This is a genomic window from Rossellomorea sp. y25, from assembly GCF_038049935.1.
Classification (GTDB): domain Bacteria; phylum Bacillota; class Bacilli; order Bacillales; family Bacillaceae_B; genus Rossellomorea.
Genome location: NZ_CP145886.1, coordinates 3,933,212 through 3,947,984 on the forward strand (window position 1 = coordinate 3,933,212; position 14,773 = coordinate 3,947,984).

14 protein-coding genes and 1 other RNA gene are annotated in these 14,773 nt (G+C 41.4%); 2 read left to right on the forward strand and 13 right to left on the reverse strand.

Going from position 1 to position 14,773, the window contains the following annotated elements:
- Positions 1 to 45 precede the first annotated feature (45 nt).
- A complete protein-coding gene (locus tag AAEM60_RS19825) occupies positions 46 to 873 on the reverse strand; it encodes a DUF2935 domain-containing protein (protein ID WP_299743370.1) in 828 nt (275 codons plus the stop codon).
- Positions 874 to 1,036: 163 nt separating this feature from the next.
- Between AAEM60_RS19825 and AAEM60_RS19830 the strand changes: the two genes are divergently transcribed.
- Positions 1,037 to 1,525 carry a hypothetical protein gene (locus tag AAEM60_RS19830; protein WP_299743369.1) on the forward strand — a complete coding sequence of 163 codons (489 nt, stop codon included), beginning with the start codon at positions 1,037 to 1,039 and terminating at the stop codon, positions 1,523 to 1,525.
- A 117-nt stretch (positions 1,526 to 1,642) separates the two neighbouring features.
- On the opposite strand, the gene AAEM60_RS19835 is transcribed toward AAEM60_RS19830, so the two are convergent.
- Complete coding sequence (locus AAEM60_RS19835) at positions 1,643 to 2,161, reverse strand: undecaprenyl-diphosphatase (protein WP_299743367.1); 519 nt, start codon at positions 2,159 to 2,161, stop codon at positions 1,643 to 1,645.
- A 279-nt stretch (positions 2,162 to 2,440) separates the two neighbouring features.
- Here AAEM60_RS19835 and AAEM60_RS19840 point away from each other — a divergent pair, with 279 nt between their 5' ends.
- On the forward strand, positions 2,441 to 3,853 hold the full coding sequence (locus tag AAEM60_RS19840; protein ID WP_341356947.1) for a PQQ-dependent sugar dehydrogenase: 1,413 nt from the start codon (positions 2,441 to 2,443) through the stop codon (positions 3,851 to 3,853).
- Positions 3,854 to 3,855: 2 nt separating this feature from the next.
- Here the strand turns inward: AAEM60_RS19840 and AAEM60_RS19845 are convergent, their stop codons facing one another.
- The 11 genes from AAEM60_RS19845 to tpiA all read right to left on the reverse strand — a co-directional run bounded on the left by AAEM60_RS19845 (position 3,856) and on the right by tpiA (position 14,757).
- Positions 3,856 to 4,416 carry a hypothetical protein gene (locus AAEM60_RS19845; protein ID WP_299743362.1) on the reverse strand — a complete coding sequence of 187 codons (561 nt, stop codon included), beginning with the start codon at positions 4,414 to 4,416 and terminating at the stop codon, positions 3,856 to 3,858.
- A gap of 203 nt (positions 4,417 to 4,619) precedes the next feature.
- Entirely contained in the window at positions 4,620 to 5,009 is a 390-nt protein-coding gene (locus AAEM60_RS19850; protein WP_299743359.1) for a cupredoxin domain-containing protein, read from the reverse strand.
- A 138-nt stretch (positions 5,010 to 5,147) separates the two neighbouring features.
- The gene (locus AAEM60_RS19855) at positions 5,148 to 5,540 is read right to left on the reverse strand and encodes a DUF3139 domain-containing protein (protein WP_341356948.1); all 393 of its coding nucleotides are present in this window, start codon (positions 5,538 to 5,540) and stop codon (positions 5,148 to 5,150) included.
- 274 nt (positions 5,541 to 5,814) lie between these two features.
- Positions 5,815 to 6,178: a transfer-messenger RNA gene (gene ssrA / locus AAEM60_RS19860) on the reverse strand.
- A gap of 150 nt (positions 6,179 to 6,328) precedes the next feature.
- The gene (smpB, locus tag AAEM60_RS19865; RefSeq protein ID WP_044338267.1) at positions 6,329 to 6,799 is read right to left on the reverse strand and encodes an SsrA-binding protein SmpB; all 471 of its coding nucleotides are present in this window, start codon (positions 6,797 to 6,799) and stop codon (positions 6,329 to 6,331) included.
- A gap of 120 nt (positions 6,800 to 6,919) precedes the next feature.
- The gene (gene rnr, locus AAEM60_RS19870) at positions 6,920 to 9,262 is read right to left on the reverse strand and encodes a ribonuclease R (RefSeq protein WP_341356949.1); all 2,343 of its coding nucleotides are present in this window, start codon (positions 9,260 to 9,262) and stop codon (positions 6,920 to 6,922) included.
- Positions 9,263 to 9,289: 27 nt separating this feature from the next.
- Complete coding sequence (locus tag AAEM60_RS19875) at positions 9,290 to 10,036, reverse strand: carboxylesterase (RefSeq protein WP_341356950.1); 747 nt, start codon at positions 10,034 to 10,036, stop codon at positions 9,290 to 9,292.
- 362 nt (positions 10,037 to 10,398) lie between these two features.
- Positions 10,399 to 10,626 carry a preprotein translocase subunit SecG gene (secG, locus tag AAEM60_RS19880; RefSeq protein ID WP_044338270.1) on the reverse strand — a complete coding sequence of 76 codons (228 nt, stop codon included), beginning with the start codon at positions 10,624 to 10,626 and terminating at the stop codon, positions 10,399 to 10,401.
- Between the two features lie 532 nt (positions 10,627 to 11,158).
- The gene (gene eno, locus AAEM60_RS19885; RefSeq protein ID WP_044338271.1) at positions 11,159 to 12,451 is read right to left on the reverse strand and encodes a phosphopyruvate hydratase; all 1,293 of its coding nucleotides are present in this window, start codon (positions 12,449 to 12,451) and stop codon (positions 11,159 to 11,161) included.
- A 13-nt stretch (positions 12,452 to 12,464) separates the two neighbouring features.
- Positions 12,465 to 14,000 (reverse strand): 2,3-bisphosphoglycerate-independent phosphoglycerate mutase, encoded by a 1,536-nt coding sequence (gene gpmI, locus AAEM60_RS19890; protein ID WP_299743328.1) that lies wholly within the window; start codon positions 13,998 to 14,000, stop codon positions 12,465 to 12,467.
- Positions 13,993 to 14,757 (reverse strand): triose-phosphate isomerase, encoded by a 765-nt coding sequence (gene tpiA, locus AAEM60_RS19895; RefSeq protein WP_299743325.1) that lies wholly within the window; start codon positions 14,755 to 14,757, stop codon positions 13,993 to 13,995. The genes gpmI and tpiA overlap by 8 nt, the downstream gene beginning before the upstream one ends.
- Positions 14,758 to 14,773 lie beyond the last annotated feature (16 nt).

Consider the following 14,773-nt stretch of genomic DNA (forward strand, 5'->3'; position numbering starts at 1 on the left):
AAGGCATCTAATACCAATCACCTTTCAGATATCCCCTTCCACCTATCATAAATAGGTGGCTCTTTTTAAAGAGCAAGTCCCGGCAGCCTCCTTGAGCTTTGGAGAATAATAGCTGAGCTTTTTAATGAAATAACAGGTTTCAGGGAAATGATGTTCTAAAAAACGGAGAGTGGTTTTATTCAGCAGTTTTTTCTTATTATATTTCATAACCATTCCAGAGATATACTGACTCATTTCCAAAGTCGTTTGACCAACTTCATGGGCAAATTCCCTCTGCCGGGCGAAGCCAGGCTGCTTAAATCGGAGATATCCTTTCAGATGCCGATTTTGAATGATATACACTTGATATTGGTTAATATAAGCCTCTGCCTGCCTGCTCGCGTTAATTTCTATGGGATCGAGTATGTTTTGAAATAATACCGCGTGCCCCAGCTGATCTTCAAGCCATAAATCCATCAAATTCACCAAAGGAAGCGGCTCTGGCTCTTCACCCTTCTGGAGATACATTAAAATCCGCAAGTATTCCTGGTTTTCTGCAAGCGTGCCATTTAGGTAAGTAGGGGATAAATTTAGATTAACTTTATTATCGATCCTTAACGATTGCAGCATTCCTTCAAATTCGAAATAACCTTTGGCCACCGGCCACACCTTATTCGAAAACCAGACCATGGTTTCATCCTGATGGTCTGCTGTACGCGGAACGCGGTTTAATTGGTCGATAAGCTCCCCGAATAGTTGAATGTACTGCTGTGAAACACCCACATACTCTGCTTCAGCGGCAGATAAGTGGTCTCTGATGAAATAAGCATGATCCTGTAATACCTCAAGCCAGAATAAGTGCTCCTCCCATGTCGTGATCATTTGATTCGCCACATTTTTACCCCCTTTTTATTATTTATATATTTAATTAGGAGTGAAAAAAGAAGGACTTCATTCAGAACTACCATTAGATTAAAGAATCGTGCACGAATGTACATAAGTTTTTCATAAAAAAGGAAGAATATATTTACCACTATGATGAAAAGGGTGTCCTTCTATGAAGAATAGAAAACAAATGATTATGTTAATGGCCTTGCTGCCCTGGTTATCCCTTCCACTTCTGCGCAAAAAAACGTTCATTAGATTTCTACCCGGTACACTGTTTATGTGCGTATATTTAGTAGCAGAGGGCATTTTGGCTACCCGGAGAAAATGGTGGTGGTTTCCTTTTTCCATCAAACCGAATGTACTGGCTGAACTGCCATTGATTCTAGGTCCTTTTTTTGTTGGGTCATTTTGGATATTTAAATACACATACGGGAAGTTCTGGATCTATTTCCTGGTTAATTTGATTGTAGATTCTTTTTTCACTATCTTCATGTTGAATTGGTTCAAGAGGATCGGATATGTCACCTTGATCAGGTTTACACGAATGCAGCTGTCGTTACTCTTTTTATTAAAATCGATATTTATGTATGGATTTCAGTATTTGTATGAGAACGTTTTTTCCGGCACGATTAAAAAAGAGGAGCAAGTGGAAAGTTAATAGGTCATTCCGTGGTTATTTAAAGAAAAAACCTCTCATCGCTATTGAACGAAGAGAGGTTTTTGCCGTTGCTATTTTCTTATAGTAAATTTCCACGCTCATGTAATGAACCTTCACTCAGTGATGTGTTCCTTCACCTTTAAAACCACCAGCAGTTTTACTCACTACCATGCTGGTCATAGAGGCTATGATGGCACTTCCGATAATATCAGATGGATAATGATGTCCCAGCCAAATCCGGGAAAGACCTGTCAACACAGATAGTATCCACATGATCGAACCAAGGAAACGATCATAAAGAAAAATGGACGTAGAAACGGCACATGCCAGCAAGGTATGCTTACTTGGAAATGAAGAATCCGTTCTTGATGGAATGAGTATGCCGACCCGCCGTTTGGCAAATGGACGCGGCTTAAAGTAGAATAACTTAACCAAAGTGTGAAGAAACAAAGTAATTACAGAAGACATCACTGCATTCCACGACACTCTTCTATAATGATCATTTCGAAACCACATGAATAGCAAAACAAATATAAAAACATAACGAATCTTTTTTGATAAAAAGATCATCAGTAAATCAACCGGTTCCGAGCGACCAGAAAGCAGGTTGATTGCACTGAATAGTTTGTAGTCCATAAATATGCCTCCATTTTGATAGATACCAATAAAATCCCCTATTAAAGCGTGATGTATGTAAAAATCTATTTATGAATTCATTTTTATACCGTTATTGGAAAACCAATTCATAAAGATAGCAATAGTCAGTAACTTTTCACAGTATCATCAGTAAACAAGGGTTGTAAACCAAGCTGACGCTCCATAAGCCTTGTCTGATTCCCGCCTGATTTTGTACTAATAGACGGTTCAAATCATATTCTTATCATAAGAAAACAATAAGAAGGAGGGCAAAGTCAGTTGATAAAAGTAAAAGTTGGTTTACAGCCTATCGTAAGTAAGATCAATTTACCCACTGTGTTGAAAACGGCTTTACTCCCGGGTGACTCAAGGGAAAGACTATTTATCGCAACCCAGGTAGGAGAAATCTTTTACATAAGAAATGGAGTTATCCGGACGTTTTTAGATATTCGCTCACGAATTCTAAGACTGGGCGTTTCTGGAGGCGGTTATGATGAACGGGGATTACTGGGGATGGCATTTCATCCAGAGTTTACTTTGAATGGTCTGTTTTATCTTCATTATTCAGCCGCTGGAACAGAAGGATCAGGTGCGCTTGATGATACTTATAAGCCTGACCCGTGTGATCCTGCAACATTAAACCTCAGGTGGACAAATAGGGAAAATCAATATGATCATATTGATACGATCGAAGAATGGATATTACATGCGAATGGGACACCCAGGAAACGACGGACATTGCTTAATTTAAGAAGACCATTTTATAATCATAATGGGTTCAATAGTTTAAATTTCTCACCCGAAACAGGTAACCTTGTTTTAACAACCGGAGATGGCGGGTCTGGCTATGATCCATTTAACTTAAGTCAGGACAACATGGAAATATCTGGTAAAATAATTGAAATTGATGTAAATAAGAATACACCCATCAATAACCCACCCATTGTCACTCGTTTTAATGAACTTCCCACATCTATTCAGGAAACGCTCACCGTAATGGCCAAGGGGGTTCGCAATATACCAGGCATTTCATTTCAAAGATACTATAATCAGTATATTAAATATGTTGGAAATGTCGGACAGCATCTGGTCGAGTCGATTTTTTCATTTGTTCAGTATCAGCCAATACAGGTTACTCAGCTTGTTCAAGCTTCTTCCATGAATTTCAAACATGACTATGAAGAGTTCATCAACTTTGGCTGGCGGGGCTGGGAAGGTGATTTTCCTGCTTCGATTATTAAAGCCTGCTCACGAACTCCGGATTGGGATGAGAAATCTATTGCCTTTTACAATGAAGCAGTAACACTTTCAGGAAACCGACTTCATCCATTAACTAGTTATTTTCATAAAGACACCAGACCCGATAAGTTTGAAGGAACTGCACTTACAGGAGTCCAGCCGTATATGGGGAAAAGAATCCCTGGTTTAACAGGAAGCGTTGTGTTCACCGATCTTGCCCGGAAAGAATCCCACCCTCAGGTTAGAGGGGCCTTAGCTTACACCACCGTAAGGCTAAATGGTAAACAAAATGAGTTTAGTGTGATACAGACCGATTATGATTTTGGGTCTCAATCTGCCTATTATGTTAGTTTGGGGACGAATCTAAAGCAGACAAGATTATATTTAGGGGTTTATAGCTCTACGAAAGTGACTGACCTTAACCAAGGCACTGTTTTTGAAATAATTCCATGATCTTAAATAATCATCCTCTTTAATCTTCTATAAAGGATTAAAGCCATTTCAACCCACAACCAGCTATAAAGAAAAGCAAATACACATATAATTCCCGTTGTAAGTAATGAAAAGAAACCAGGGGATGCAGGCCCTAAAACCGGGAAGTCAACAATAAATAGCAGGCTCATAATTCCTGCCATTAAAAGAATGGCACCTGTAGCAATGATACTTACTCTCTCTCTAAAAAAGTGAAAGGATCCCCCTATGCCAAGTCCTAACAATCCTGTTGTAAAAGGAAAGACAATTAGTTCAGTGGGCTGCAGGATAAATAACAACATGATTGTCAGTAAATAGGACATTCCTCCAAATGGAATGGAGAACATGGAACATAACAGAATAGGTGCAGTGGCGAGGGGACTTATTAAATATCCTATACCTGGTAAAAAGCCACCAGCAGCCTGCAGAATACCAGCAATACAGGCAAAAATAGACACTAAACTGAACTTCATCGTTTTTTTATGATGAGTGAATATTAGTTGAGATGAACGAACGTCATCAAATACAGGTTTAAAATATTTCACCTTTCCACCCCATTCAAATTAGTATCAGTTATCCTATATACTATTTACCATTTATAAGAGGTGGAACTATTATGAATAATACATAGATCCATTTCTGAACTTAGCATCCGTTTGTGAAGGAAATTCAATTGTCATGATGAGATCACGGTCATAATAAGTGGATTTCCTTTACAAAAAGAAGCAAGGCCATATAGGCCCGCTTTTTATTTGATGATTACTTTCCCAACCATTCCTTCCTGGAAATGGTACCGGCATATCAATTCATATGTACCACGCTGTTTCGGATTCACAGTAATCGTTTTTTCTTTTCCTGGCTGGACCTCGGCGTCAACCCCAAGCTTTTCCACAGTGAAGGTGTGCTCTTTCTTACCTTTGTTTTTCAATATCAACGTTGTGGCTGTCCCATTTGGAATCGTGATGACTTCCGGATTAAAGTAATCATCTTTCAACTCGACCTCAATCATCACTTTCTCCGTCTCCATAAGCTGAGTTACAGTACCTGATTCGGCAAATACGCCTTGTGATCCTAGAGTGGTCAACACCATAACCATTGCAAACACAACGACTAATCCTGTTACCCTTTTCATAGACATTCGCTATCCCTCCTTCCTAAACACTATTTTTTCTAATTCATAGCAAATTACTCTATAAATTTGGTTTCAACGCCCCTCAAATAGAACTTTTTATCTTGGAGCCCCAGATCTCTTGCTTTTGAAGTCCTAATGGATGTATCAATCGCTCAATTTACTTTTATCCAACCCTCCCTTAACACTTTCAAAATGTTTATATACTTCACTTTCTGTATAACCTGAAATACCACCCTGACTAATTACTCCGTCGTTATAATGATAATAATAAATAGCATTTGGTTCGTCATTAAATACTACCGGTATACTCCATGGTTCATAGGAAAATAAAAAAGCCTGTATTGAATGTACGGCTTCAATCTTTGATATATCACTTTCTTTATATCCTTTCTCTACTGTCAAATACCTAAATATTGCCTCATATCGCTTTTTCTCACCTATATCTGTATAGACGACGTATGATAAATAAGTAAGAAAAATACTAACCAATGTGATCGTAATGATAGTTGATATTCTGTTTTTGATAAAATTGACCATTACCTTTTTACTCCTTTTTAAAAAACTCTAAATTTAGTTGTAAACGAATACCCCATTAGTGTAATTATACACTAATGGGGTTTATTCACAATTTAATTGTCAGTTTATTTAGGAAGTTGTAAGAAAGGTTATTCTATTAAACTGGTCCTTCAAGTGAATAATAAAAGCCATGCTTCTGCATTCAAACAGAGCATGGCTCAAAATTGGCACATAATATCGGTATTTTAAAGCCTAATCTTAAAATCGATAAAATAAAAACCACCAAATATGTATTTGGTGGAGACGGTGGGAATCGAACCCACGTCCAGAAACATCGCCACTTAAGCGTCTACGAGCGTAGTCGATATATTCGCAAGTTCACTGCAGCTTCTGCCTATCGACGGGCGTCCGTGCAGCTAGTCTGATTGTTCTCTTCCTTTGTCCTCAGACGGTGGACTCCGGCGTAGCCTACTAAGAGTGAGTCCCTTACCCTACCACATAGGCGATGGAGGGAGGAACAGCTAAAGCGCTATTACGCAGCTAAAGCTAAGTTATTGTTAGTTTTGCCAGTTATTATTGGCTTTGACGTTTTATCGTGGACGATCCCCACGGCTCGCAACCTAAGCTCGAACTATCCCTGTCGAATCCGTAACGTCCCCATGATAGAAAGGGAAGAACGGGAAAGAATAAGTTCAGCGTGTAAGTCACTTATTCAATTGTTCTTACAGCCACAAGATTACCTCGCGACATCTATTAGTATAACAAATCCTGAGATAATTGCAAATGCCAGATTCCGGAAATCTGTACAATCACATGCCTTTTTGACGCTGAGCCAGTTCTCTCTGGATAGAGCGGTTCGCTTCTTTTCGTTTTAAATCTTCACGTTTATCATACTTCTTCTTACCACGGGCAAGACCGATCAGAAGCTTAGCTACACCATTTTTGATATATAGCTTTAGTGGAACGATACTATATCCTGCTTCCTTCGAATCACCGATCAACTTATTGATTTGCTTTTTATGGAGCAGCAGCTTACGTGTTCTGAGAGGTTCGTGATTAAATCGATTTCCCTGTTCATAAGGACTGATATGCATATTATGAACGAAAATTTCTCCATTTTGAACACGGGCAAAAGAATCCTTCAAGTTCACCCGGCCGCCACGGATTGCTTTAATTTCTGTTCCTTGCAGTACTAGACCCGCCTCATAAGTTTCTTCTACGGCATAGTCATGACGAGCTTTCTTATTTTGGGCAATAAGCTTGCCTTCTCCCTTTGGCATTAGAATCCCCTCATTTTCTTTCTAGAGTTTACTGTTTATTATCTCATAACTCCCGGAAAAATTGTACCGAAACACTTGGAAAGGAAAAGGAGCAAAGGATATCCCATTGCTCCTCACCCCTTATTTCTTCTTTTTACGTTTGCTTCGAGGCGCATTTTCAAAGTGTTTCTTATTCGTCTTTTTCTTCTTGTTGTTTTTCGGCGGACGCGTTGACCACTCGCCGTCCTTTTTACGGTCTGAAGATCGATTCGATTTTCCACGGTCCGATTTTCCTTTATCAGAGCGGATCGAGCGAACGCGGTCTTCGCGCTCCTTGCGATTATTCTTCATTCCTACGATTTCAAAGTCTATGGAACGCTCATCTTTATTGACGCTCACGACACGAACGGTGATCTCGTCACCGATTCGGAATACGTTTGCCGTTCTTTCACCGATCATGGCGAGGTGACGCTCATCAAACCGGTAGTAGTCGTCCGTCATATAGCTCACATGAACAAGACCTTCAATCGTGTTAGGCAATTCGACAAACAGTCCGAAGTTCGTAACGGAACTGATGATACCGTCGTACTCTTCTCCCACTTTGTCTTCCATATACTCTGCTTTTTTCAGTTCATCTGTCTCACGCTCTGCATCCACTGCACGACGCTCACGGCTTGATGTGTGCTCAGCGATGTGGCCCATTTGAGCACCCCATTTTTCACGGGTTGCCTGATCAATTTTCCCTTCAATTAAATAAGTTCTGATCAAACGGTGAACAATCAAGTCAGGGTAACGACGGATCGGTGAAGTGAAATGAGTGTAGAACTCTGTCGCCAGTCCGAAGTGACCGAGGCTTTCAGGGTCATATTTCGCCTGCTGCATGGAACGAAGCATCATCGTCGAAACGACCATCTCTTCAGGTTCCCCCTGGACGTCCTCCACAATCTCTTGAAGAGCCCGAGGGTGAATCGAATTCGCTGTCCCTTTTACAATCAGACCGAAATTCGTAATGAATTCGAAGAAGCGCTGCAACTTGTCTTCCTTCGGGTCTTCATGAATACGATAGATGAACGGCACTTCCATCCAGTGGAAATGTTCAGCAACCGTCTCATTTGCCACTAACATGAACTCTTCGATCAGCTTTTCGGCTACCGAGCGTTCACGCAGGACCACATCCGTCGGTTCTCCCTCATCATTGACAAGTACTTTCGCTTCTTTGAAATCGAAGTCGATGGCTCCACGCTTCATGCGTTTCGTACGAAGAACCTGCGCTAAATCTTCCATTTCTTCGAACATCGGTACTAACGGCTCGTATTTTTTTCGAAGTTCTTCGTCTTTATCGACAAGAATTTTGTTGACATCAGAATACGTCATTCGTTCCGTAGTTTTAATGACGCTTTGGAAGATTTCGTGTTTCACGACATCGCCATCAGGTGAAATTTCCATATCACAGGATAGAGTTAAACGATCGACCTTGGGATTAAGAGAACAAATACCATTCGATAACCGGTGAGGAATCATTGGGATTACCCGGTCTACCAGATATACTGAAGTTCCTCTATCAAAGGCTTCCTGATCAATTGGGGAGCTTTCTTTGACATAATACGTGACGTCTGCAATATGTACTCCAAGCTTGTAGTTCCCATTGTCCAGTTTCGTCACCGTTACGGCATCATCCAGATCCTTAGCGTCTGCGCCATCGATCGTGACGATGGTCTGATCACGAAGGTCTTTCCGGTTTGGAATTTCCGATTCGTCGATTTCACTTGGCACCTTATTCGCCTGATCCATGACCTCTTCAGGGAATTCAACGTCAATCCCATGCTTATGGATGATCGACAGAATATCGACTCCCGGATCATTTTTATGCCCGAGGATTTCGATGACTTCCCCTTCGGCACTTTTACGTCCCTCAGGATAAGATGTTAATTTCACGACGACCTTATGTCCTTCGGCTGCCCCCATTTGAGCAGATTTAGGGATAAAGATGTCACTGGCAAACTTTTTATCATCGGGAATCACGAATCCGAAATGCTTACTTTCCGTAAACGTACCAACCATTTGGTCGACACCACGTTCGACGATCCGGACGACGGTTCCTTCTCTTCTCGAACCTGAAGAAGAAGTAGACACTCTTACTAATACAATATCGCCGTGCATGGCGTTATTCGTTTCATTAGGAGGGATGAAGATATCGTCCATCCCGGATTCTTCCGGTATCACAAACGCAAATCCTTTTGCATGAGCGGATACTTTCCCTCTTACCAGATTCATTTTTTCAGGCAGGCCGTAGCGATTGCTTCTAGTGCGAACGACTAACCCCTTCTCTTCCATTACGACAAGAGCCTTTACGAAGTCCTTGAAGTTCGTGGACCCTTTAATTCCGAATGCTTCTTCAAGCTCCTGTACCGTCAATGGCTTGTATGCTTCTTCCTTCATATAGGAAAGGAGCCTATCCACATGCTCTTTAATATTTTCGTCCATGACAATCCCTCCTGATCATCGAATTCATCAAACCGTCCAGTCCAATTTCTCTAGGAAACCGTAGACGTCTTCATGAAGCTGTTCTTTTTCTTTATCTAATGTAATGACATGACCAGACTCTTCATACCACTTAATGTCTTTGTCATCGGATTCAACGTTATCATAGATGATATTCGCAGAATCCGTATTGATCATATGGTCATGTCTTGCTTGTACCACAAACGTCGGTGAATAGATCATATCCACGTTTTCCCGTACATCCGCTATCAATTGCTGCAGGGCTTTCAACGTATTCATCGGTGTTTTCTTAAACTCTTCTATTTCTTTTTCAATTTGTCCTTCCGGTTTTCCTTCAAACTTCTTAAATTCACGGGCGTAATCCAAGACCCCTTTATACATGACTTCTTCACTTTTTATATACATCGGTGCACACATAGGGATAATACCCTTTACAGGTACAGTGTAACCTAATTTAAGAGAAAATACCCCTCCAAGAGAAAGGCCGGCAACCGCAATCTCTTCATATCCCTTACTCTTTAAATGCTCATAGCCATCCATGACATCCTGCCACCAATCTTCAGGACCGGTATGTACCAATTCTTCAGGTGGAACCCCATGTCCTTTATAGTGAGGGGCATGTGATGAATAGCCTTTCTTCTCCAAGTAGCGTCCAAGCATCCGGACGTCGGCAGAATTCCCAGTAAATCCATGTAGTAAAAGAACAGCACGGGGACCTGCTTCAAATGTGAATGGTTTTGGTAATACAGTTTTCATGACTAGTAACTCCTTTTATCTGATTTTAAACAAACGTTTGATTAGTTGATAGGAACCTTGATTTGCAGGGCCTGAACCTGTTAAACAATTGTTTAAATGATTTTATTATGTAATTATTATGTAATAGGTTTTTCTCTTGATTTTTGTGAAACAGACGTTTGATTAGTTGTGGAAAAGATTGATACTGCAGGCTTCTCTCTTTTAAAGATTCGTTCTTCTCTATTTTTAGCAAACATTGGTCAGACAATCCAATATTTCGCTTGAAAAGTAAGTTTGTTTTCACGCATAGAAGGGATCACCCGCTACCCCACTTACATGATAAATAAAAAAACCTGACCTTAATGATCAGGTTTTTGTACGTATTAGATAGCTACGATGGCAATGGTTAGTACGAAGAAAAGTACCGATAATACGATTGTGATTCTGTGCAGTACTAAGTCAATACCACGAGCTTTTTGTTTTCCGAAAAGTTGTTCTGCACCACCAGAGATGGCCCCTGAAAGTCCAGCACTTTTACCTGATTGAAGTAATACAATGGCGATAAGTGCGATTGATACGATGATAAGTAAAGTGACGAGTATTGTGTGCATGAGTCCCACCTCCTGATACGAACATAACATTACTACTAGTTTACCATAGGGATTATGCAGTGGACAAGGTAATATTGTTTGAATTGTGGAAAGAGTTGGTTAGGGACGCGAACGCATGTCGGTGTGGGGATGGAATAAAATGAGATATGCGATTCGATTTTGGGATAAAATGTTAATCGGCTGGATTTTGGGTTATTTCGGCCGGATTATTTTCGAAAACGGCTGGATTTTCATCTGAAACGGCCGGATTTTTCTCAAAAACGGCTGGATTCCCACCCAAAACGGCCGGATTTCCATCCGAGTCCCCCTTAAAAGCCCCTTGGAACAGTCTTCTCCGCAAAGAATCGAATGTAATGGACTACATCACCATTGAAACGTTCTTCTTTAGCTTGTCAAACCCTTTTTTTAGCTGAAAAACGTTAATTGTAACGTGTCTTGGCAAACCAGGGTGGTGATATAGATAAAATAATGCCATCAAAAATCAAAAAAGCAGCCCCATCCAAAGACGGGACTGCTTTTCAAATTGCTTGTATTAGCGGTTAACGTTATAGAATGTTTTCGCTCCAAGATATTGAGCTGTGTGAGCTAATTGATCTTCGATGCGAAGAAGTTGGTTGTATTTCGCTACGCGGTCTGTACGTGATGGAGCACCCGTTTTGATTTGACCGGCGTTTGTTGCTACTGCAATGTCAGCGATTGTGCTGTCTTCTGTTTCACCAGAACGGTGAGAGATGACTGCTGTGTAACCAGCGCGTTTCGCCATTTCGATTGCGTCGAATGTTTCAGTAAGTGTACCGATTTGGTTCACTTTGATCAGGATCGAGTTACCGATACCCTGCTCGATACCTTGAGAAAGCTTAGTTGTGTTTGTAACGAATAAGTCATCCCCAACTAGCTGAACTTTCTTACCGATACGCTCAGTTAGAAGTTTGAAACCATCCCAGTCGTTTTCGTCAAGACCGTCTTCGATTGAAACGATTGGATATTTGTTGCACATTTCTTCATACCAATCAACCATTTCTGCAGATGAACGGACAACGCCTTCACCTGAAAGATGGTATTTACCGTCTTCTTTATTGTAGATTTCAGAAGCTGCAACGTCCATTGCAAGAAGAACTTCTTCTCCTGGCTTGTAACCAGCTTTTTCGATTGCTTCGATAATTGTAGAAAGTGCTTCTTCGTTAGACTTAAGGTTTGGAGCGAATCCGCCTTCGTCACCTACTGCAGTGTTGTAGCCTTTACCTTTAAGTACTGATTTCAGGCTGTGGAAGATTTCTGTACCCATGCGCAGACCTTCTTTAAATGTAGAAGCTCCTACAGGCATGATCATGAATTCCTGGATGTCTACGTTGTTGTCAGCGTGCTCTCCACCGTTAACGATGTTCATCATTGGTACTGGAAGCTGTTTCGCGTTGAATCCACCAAGGTATTGGTATAATTCCACTCCGAAGAAGTCAGCAGCTGCACGAGCTACAGCCATAGATACACCAAGGATTGCATTCGCTCCCAGTTTACCTTTGTTTTCTGTACCATCAAGAGCGATCATCGCTTGGTCGATTGCTACTTGCTCAGTGATGTCATAACCGATCAGTTCTTCAGCGATTTCGTTGTTTACGTTATCGACTGCTTTTTGTACCCCTTTACCAAGGTAGCGGCCTTTTTCACCGTCACGAAGTTCAACTGCTTCGTATTCACCAGTTGAAGCTCCAGATGGAACTAGTGCGCGTCCGAAAGCACCTGATTGTGTATATACTTCTACTTCAATTGTTGGGTTACCGCGTGAATCCAATACTTCACGAGCGTATACGTCTGTAATAAATGGCATTTAGAATCTCTCCTTATTTTTTAATTAGTGATTTTCCAGTCATTTCGGCTGGTTGATTAACATTTAATAAATCAAGCATGGTTGGAGCTAGGTCTCCTAAAATTCCACCGTCACGAAGTTCGATTCCTTCTTTCGTTACGATGACAGGGACCGGGTTCGTTGTGTGAGCCGTCATAGGCTTGCCTTCTTCGGTCAGAACTTCATCTGCATTCCCGTGGTCCGCAGTGATGATGGCTGTTCCACCTTTTTCAGTGATAAGGTCTATGATTTTCCCAAGACACTCATCCACTGTTTCAACCGCTTTGATCGTCGGCTCAAGCATCCCTGAGTGTCCGACCATATCCGGGTTTGCAAAGTTCAGGATAATCGCATCCTGACGGTCTTCACGGATTTCTTCAAGTAAAGCATCCGTTACTTCATACGCACTCATTTCAGGCTTTAAGTCATACGTTGCCACCTTAGGAGAATCGATGAGAATTCGTTTTTCTCCCGGGAATTCATCTTCACGTCCGCCACTCATAAAGAAGGTGACATGAGGGTATTTCTCCGTCTCGGCGATACGTAATTGTTTCAGTCCGTTTTGGGAAAGGACTTCACCAAGTGTATTATCAAGATTTGTCGGTTTGAATGCCACAAATCCATTTACCGTTTCACTGAATCGTGTTAAGCAGACAAAGTGAAGGTTCTTCGGATGCTTCTCTCCACGTTCAAATGAACGGAAATCTGCATTCGCAAATGTATTTGAGATTTGGATCGCACGGTCAGGACGGAAGTTGTAAAAGATTACAGCGTCATCGTCTTTAATTGTTGCAACCGGCTCTCCGTTTTCCTTCGTCATCACGGATGGAATGACGAATTCATCGTAGATTCCATTTTCATATGAATCGTTCACAAGTTCCATCGGATCGTGATAGCTTGGACCTTCACCGTAAACCATGGCACGGTAGGATTTCTCCACACGTTCCCACCGCTTGTCACGGTCCATGGAATAGTAACGACCAGAAATCGTCGCAAATTGACCCACGCCGATTTCTTTCATTTTCGCTTCAGCGTCTTCAATATACTTCTTCGCCGTTTGAGGGCCGACGTCTCGACCGTCAAGGAAGGCATGGACATAAACATCTTTCATTCCTTCTTTGGCCGCTAAACCCAGAAGGGCATAAAGATGCTCGATATGGCTGTGCACTCCGCCATCCGAAAGTAGTCCGAAGATATGAAGATTTGTGCCTTTTTCCTTTGCATGATTGATGGCGTCAAGGAAAGTGGCATTCGTTTCGAATTCACCTTCACGAATCGCTAAATTCACACGTGTTAAGCTTTGGTACACGATACGTCCTGCACCAATATTCAAGTGACCCACTTCGGAGTTCCCCATTTGTCCTTCAGGAAGTCCTACTGCTTCACCACTTGCAGTTAATTGATTATGAGGGTACTGATTCCACAAGCGATCAAAGTTCGGCTTGTTCGCTTGGGCTACAGCATTTCCTTCTTTTGTGTTACGGCAAGCAAAACCATCTAAGATGATTAACGCTACTGGTGACTTACTCATGTGTGCTTGCCCCTTCTAAAAGCTGCAAGAAGCTTTGTGGTTCAAGGCTTGCTCCACCTACAAGGGCTCCATCGATATCTGATTGGGCCATGTATTCTTTAATGTTCCCAGGTTTTACACTACCACCATATTGAATTCTCACTGCGTCTGCTGCTTCTTGAGAAAATTCTCCTGCAACCACTTGACGGATATGAGCACATACTTCGTTCGCATCTTCAGCTGTAGATGACTTACCTGTTCCGATTGCCCAGATTGGTTCGTAAGCAATGACGGTATGTTTCACTTGATCTGCTGATAGGCCGGCAAGTGCTTTTTTCACTTGGTTACCAACAAGTTCTTTTGTTTCATTATTTTCACGTTGCTCGAGCGTCTCCCCTACACAAACGATTGGAGTTAACCCGTGTTTGAAAGCAGCAAGAGTCTTTTTGTTCACTGACTCGTCTGTTTCATTGAACATTTCACGACGCTCTGAATGCCCAAGGATGACATACTTTACGCCTAAATCAGAAAGCGCTACAGGACTGACTTCCCCTGTAAATGCTCCGTTTTCTTCGAAGTGCATATTTTGAGCACCAATTTCTACCTTGTATTCTTTTGAAATGTTCACTAAGCTTTCTAAAAATAGGGCTGGAGAACAGATGACAGAATCGACAACCTCTTGATCAGGAACTAATCCTTGTACTTCTTCAGTAAAAGATTTTGCTTCCGATAAAGTCTTATTCATCTTCCAGTTACCCGCAATAATCGGTTTACGCATTGTACTCATCCTTTCT

What these genes read in the sequence shown, in the direction of transcription:
- AAEM60_RS19830 (WP_299743369.1), top strand. Translation starts at nt 1,037, where the DNA reads ATGAAGAATAGAAAACAAATGATTATGTTAATGGCCTTGCTGCCCTGG.
- AAEM60_RS19835 (WP_299743367.1), bottom strand. Translation starts at nt 2,161, where the DNA reads ATGGACTACAAACTATTCAGTGCAATCAACCTGCTTTCTGGTCGCTCG.
- AAEM60_RS19850 (WP_299743359.1), bottom strand. Translation starts at nt 5,009, where the DNA reads ATGTCTATGAAAAGGGTAACAGGATTAGTCGTTGTGTTTGCAATGGTT.
- AAEM60_RS19855 (WP_341356948.1), bottom strand. Translation starts at nt 5,540, where the DNA reads ATGGTCAATTTTATCAAAAACAGAATATCAACTATCATTACGATCACA.
- smpB (WP_044338267.1), bottom strand. Translation starts at nt 6,799, where the DNA reads ATGCCAAAGGGAGAAGGCAAGCTTATTGCCCAAAATAAGAAAGCTCGT.
- rnr (WP_341356949.1), bottom strand. Translation starts at nt 9,262, where the DNA reads ATGGACGAAAATATTAAAGAGCATGTGGATAGGCTCCTTTCCTATATG.
- AAEM60_RS19875 (WP_341356950.1), bottom strand. Translation starts at nt 10,036, where the DNA reads ATGAAAACTGTATTACCAAAACCATTCACATTTGAAGCAGGTCCCCGT.
- secG (WP_044338270.1), bottom strand. Translation starts at nt 10,626, where the DNA reads ATGCACACAATACTCGTCACTTTACTTATCATCGTATCAATCGCACTT.
- eno (WP_044338271.1), bottom strand. Translation starts at nt 12,451, where the DNA reads ATGCCATTTATTACAGACGTATACGCTCGTGAAGTATTGGATTCACGC.
- gpmI (WP_299743328.1), bottom strand. Translation starts at nt 14,000, where the DNA reads ATGAGTAAGTCACCAGTAGCGTTAATCATCTTAGATGGTTTTGCTTGC.
- tpiA (WP_299743325.1), bottom strand. Translation starts at nt 14,757, where the DNA reads ATGCGTAAACCGATTATTGCGGGTAACTGGAAGATGAATAAGACTTTA.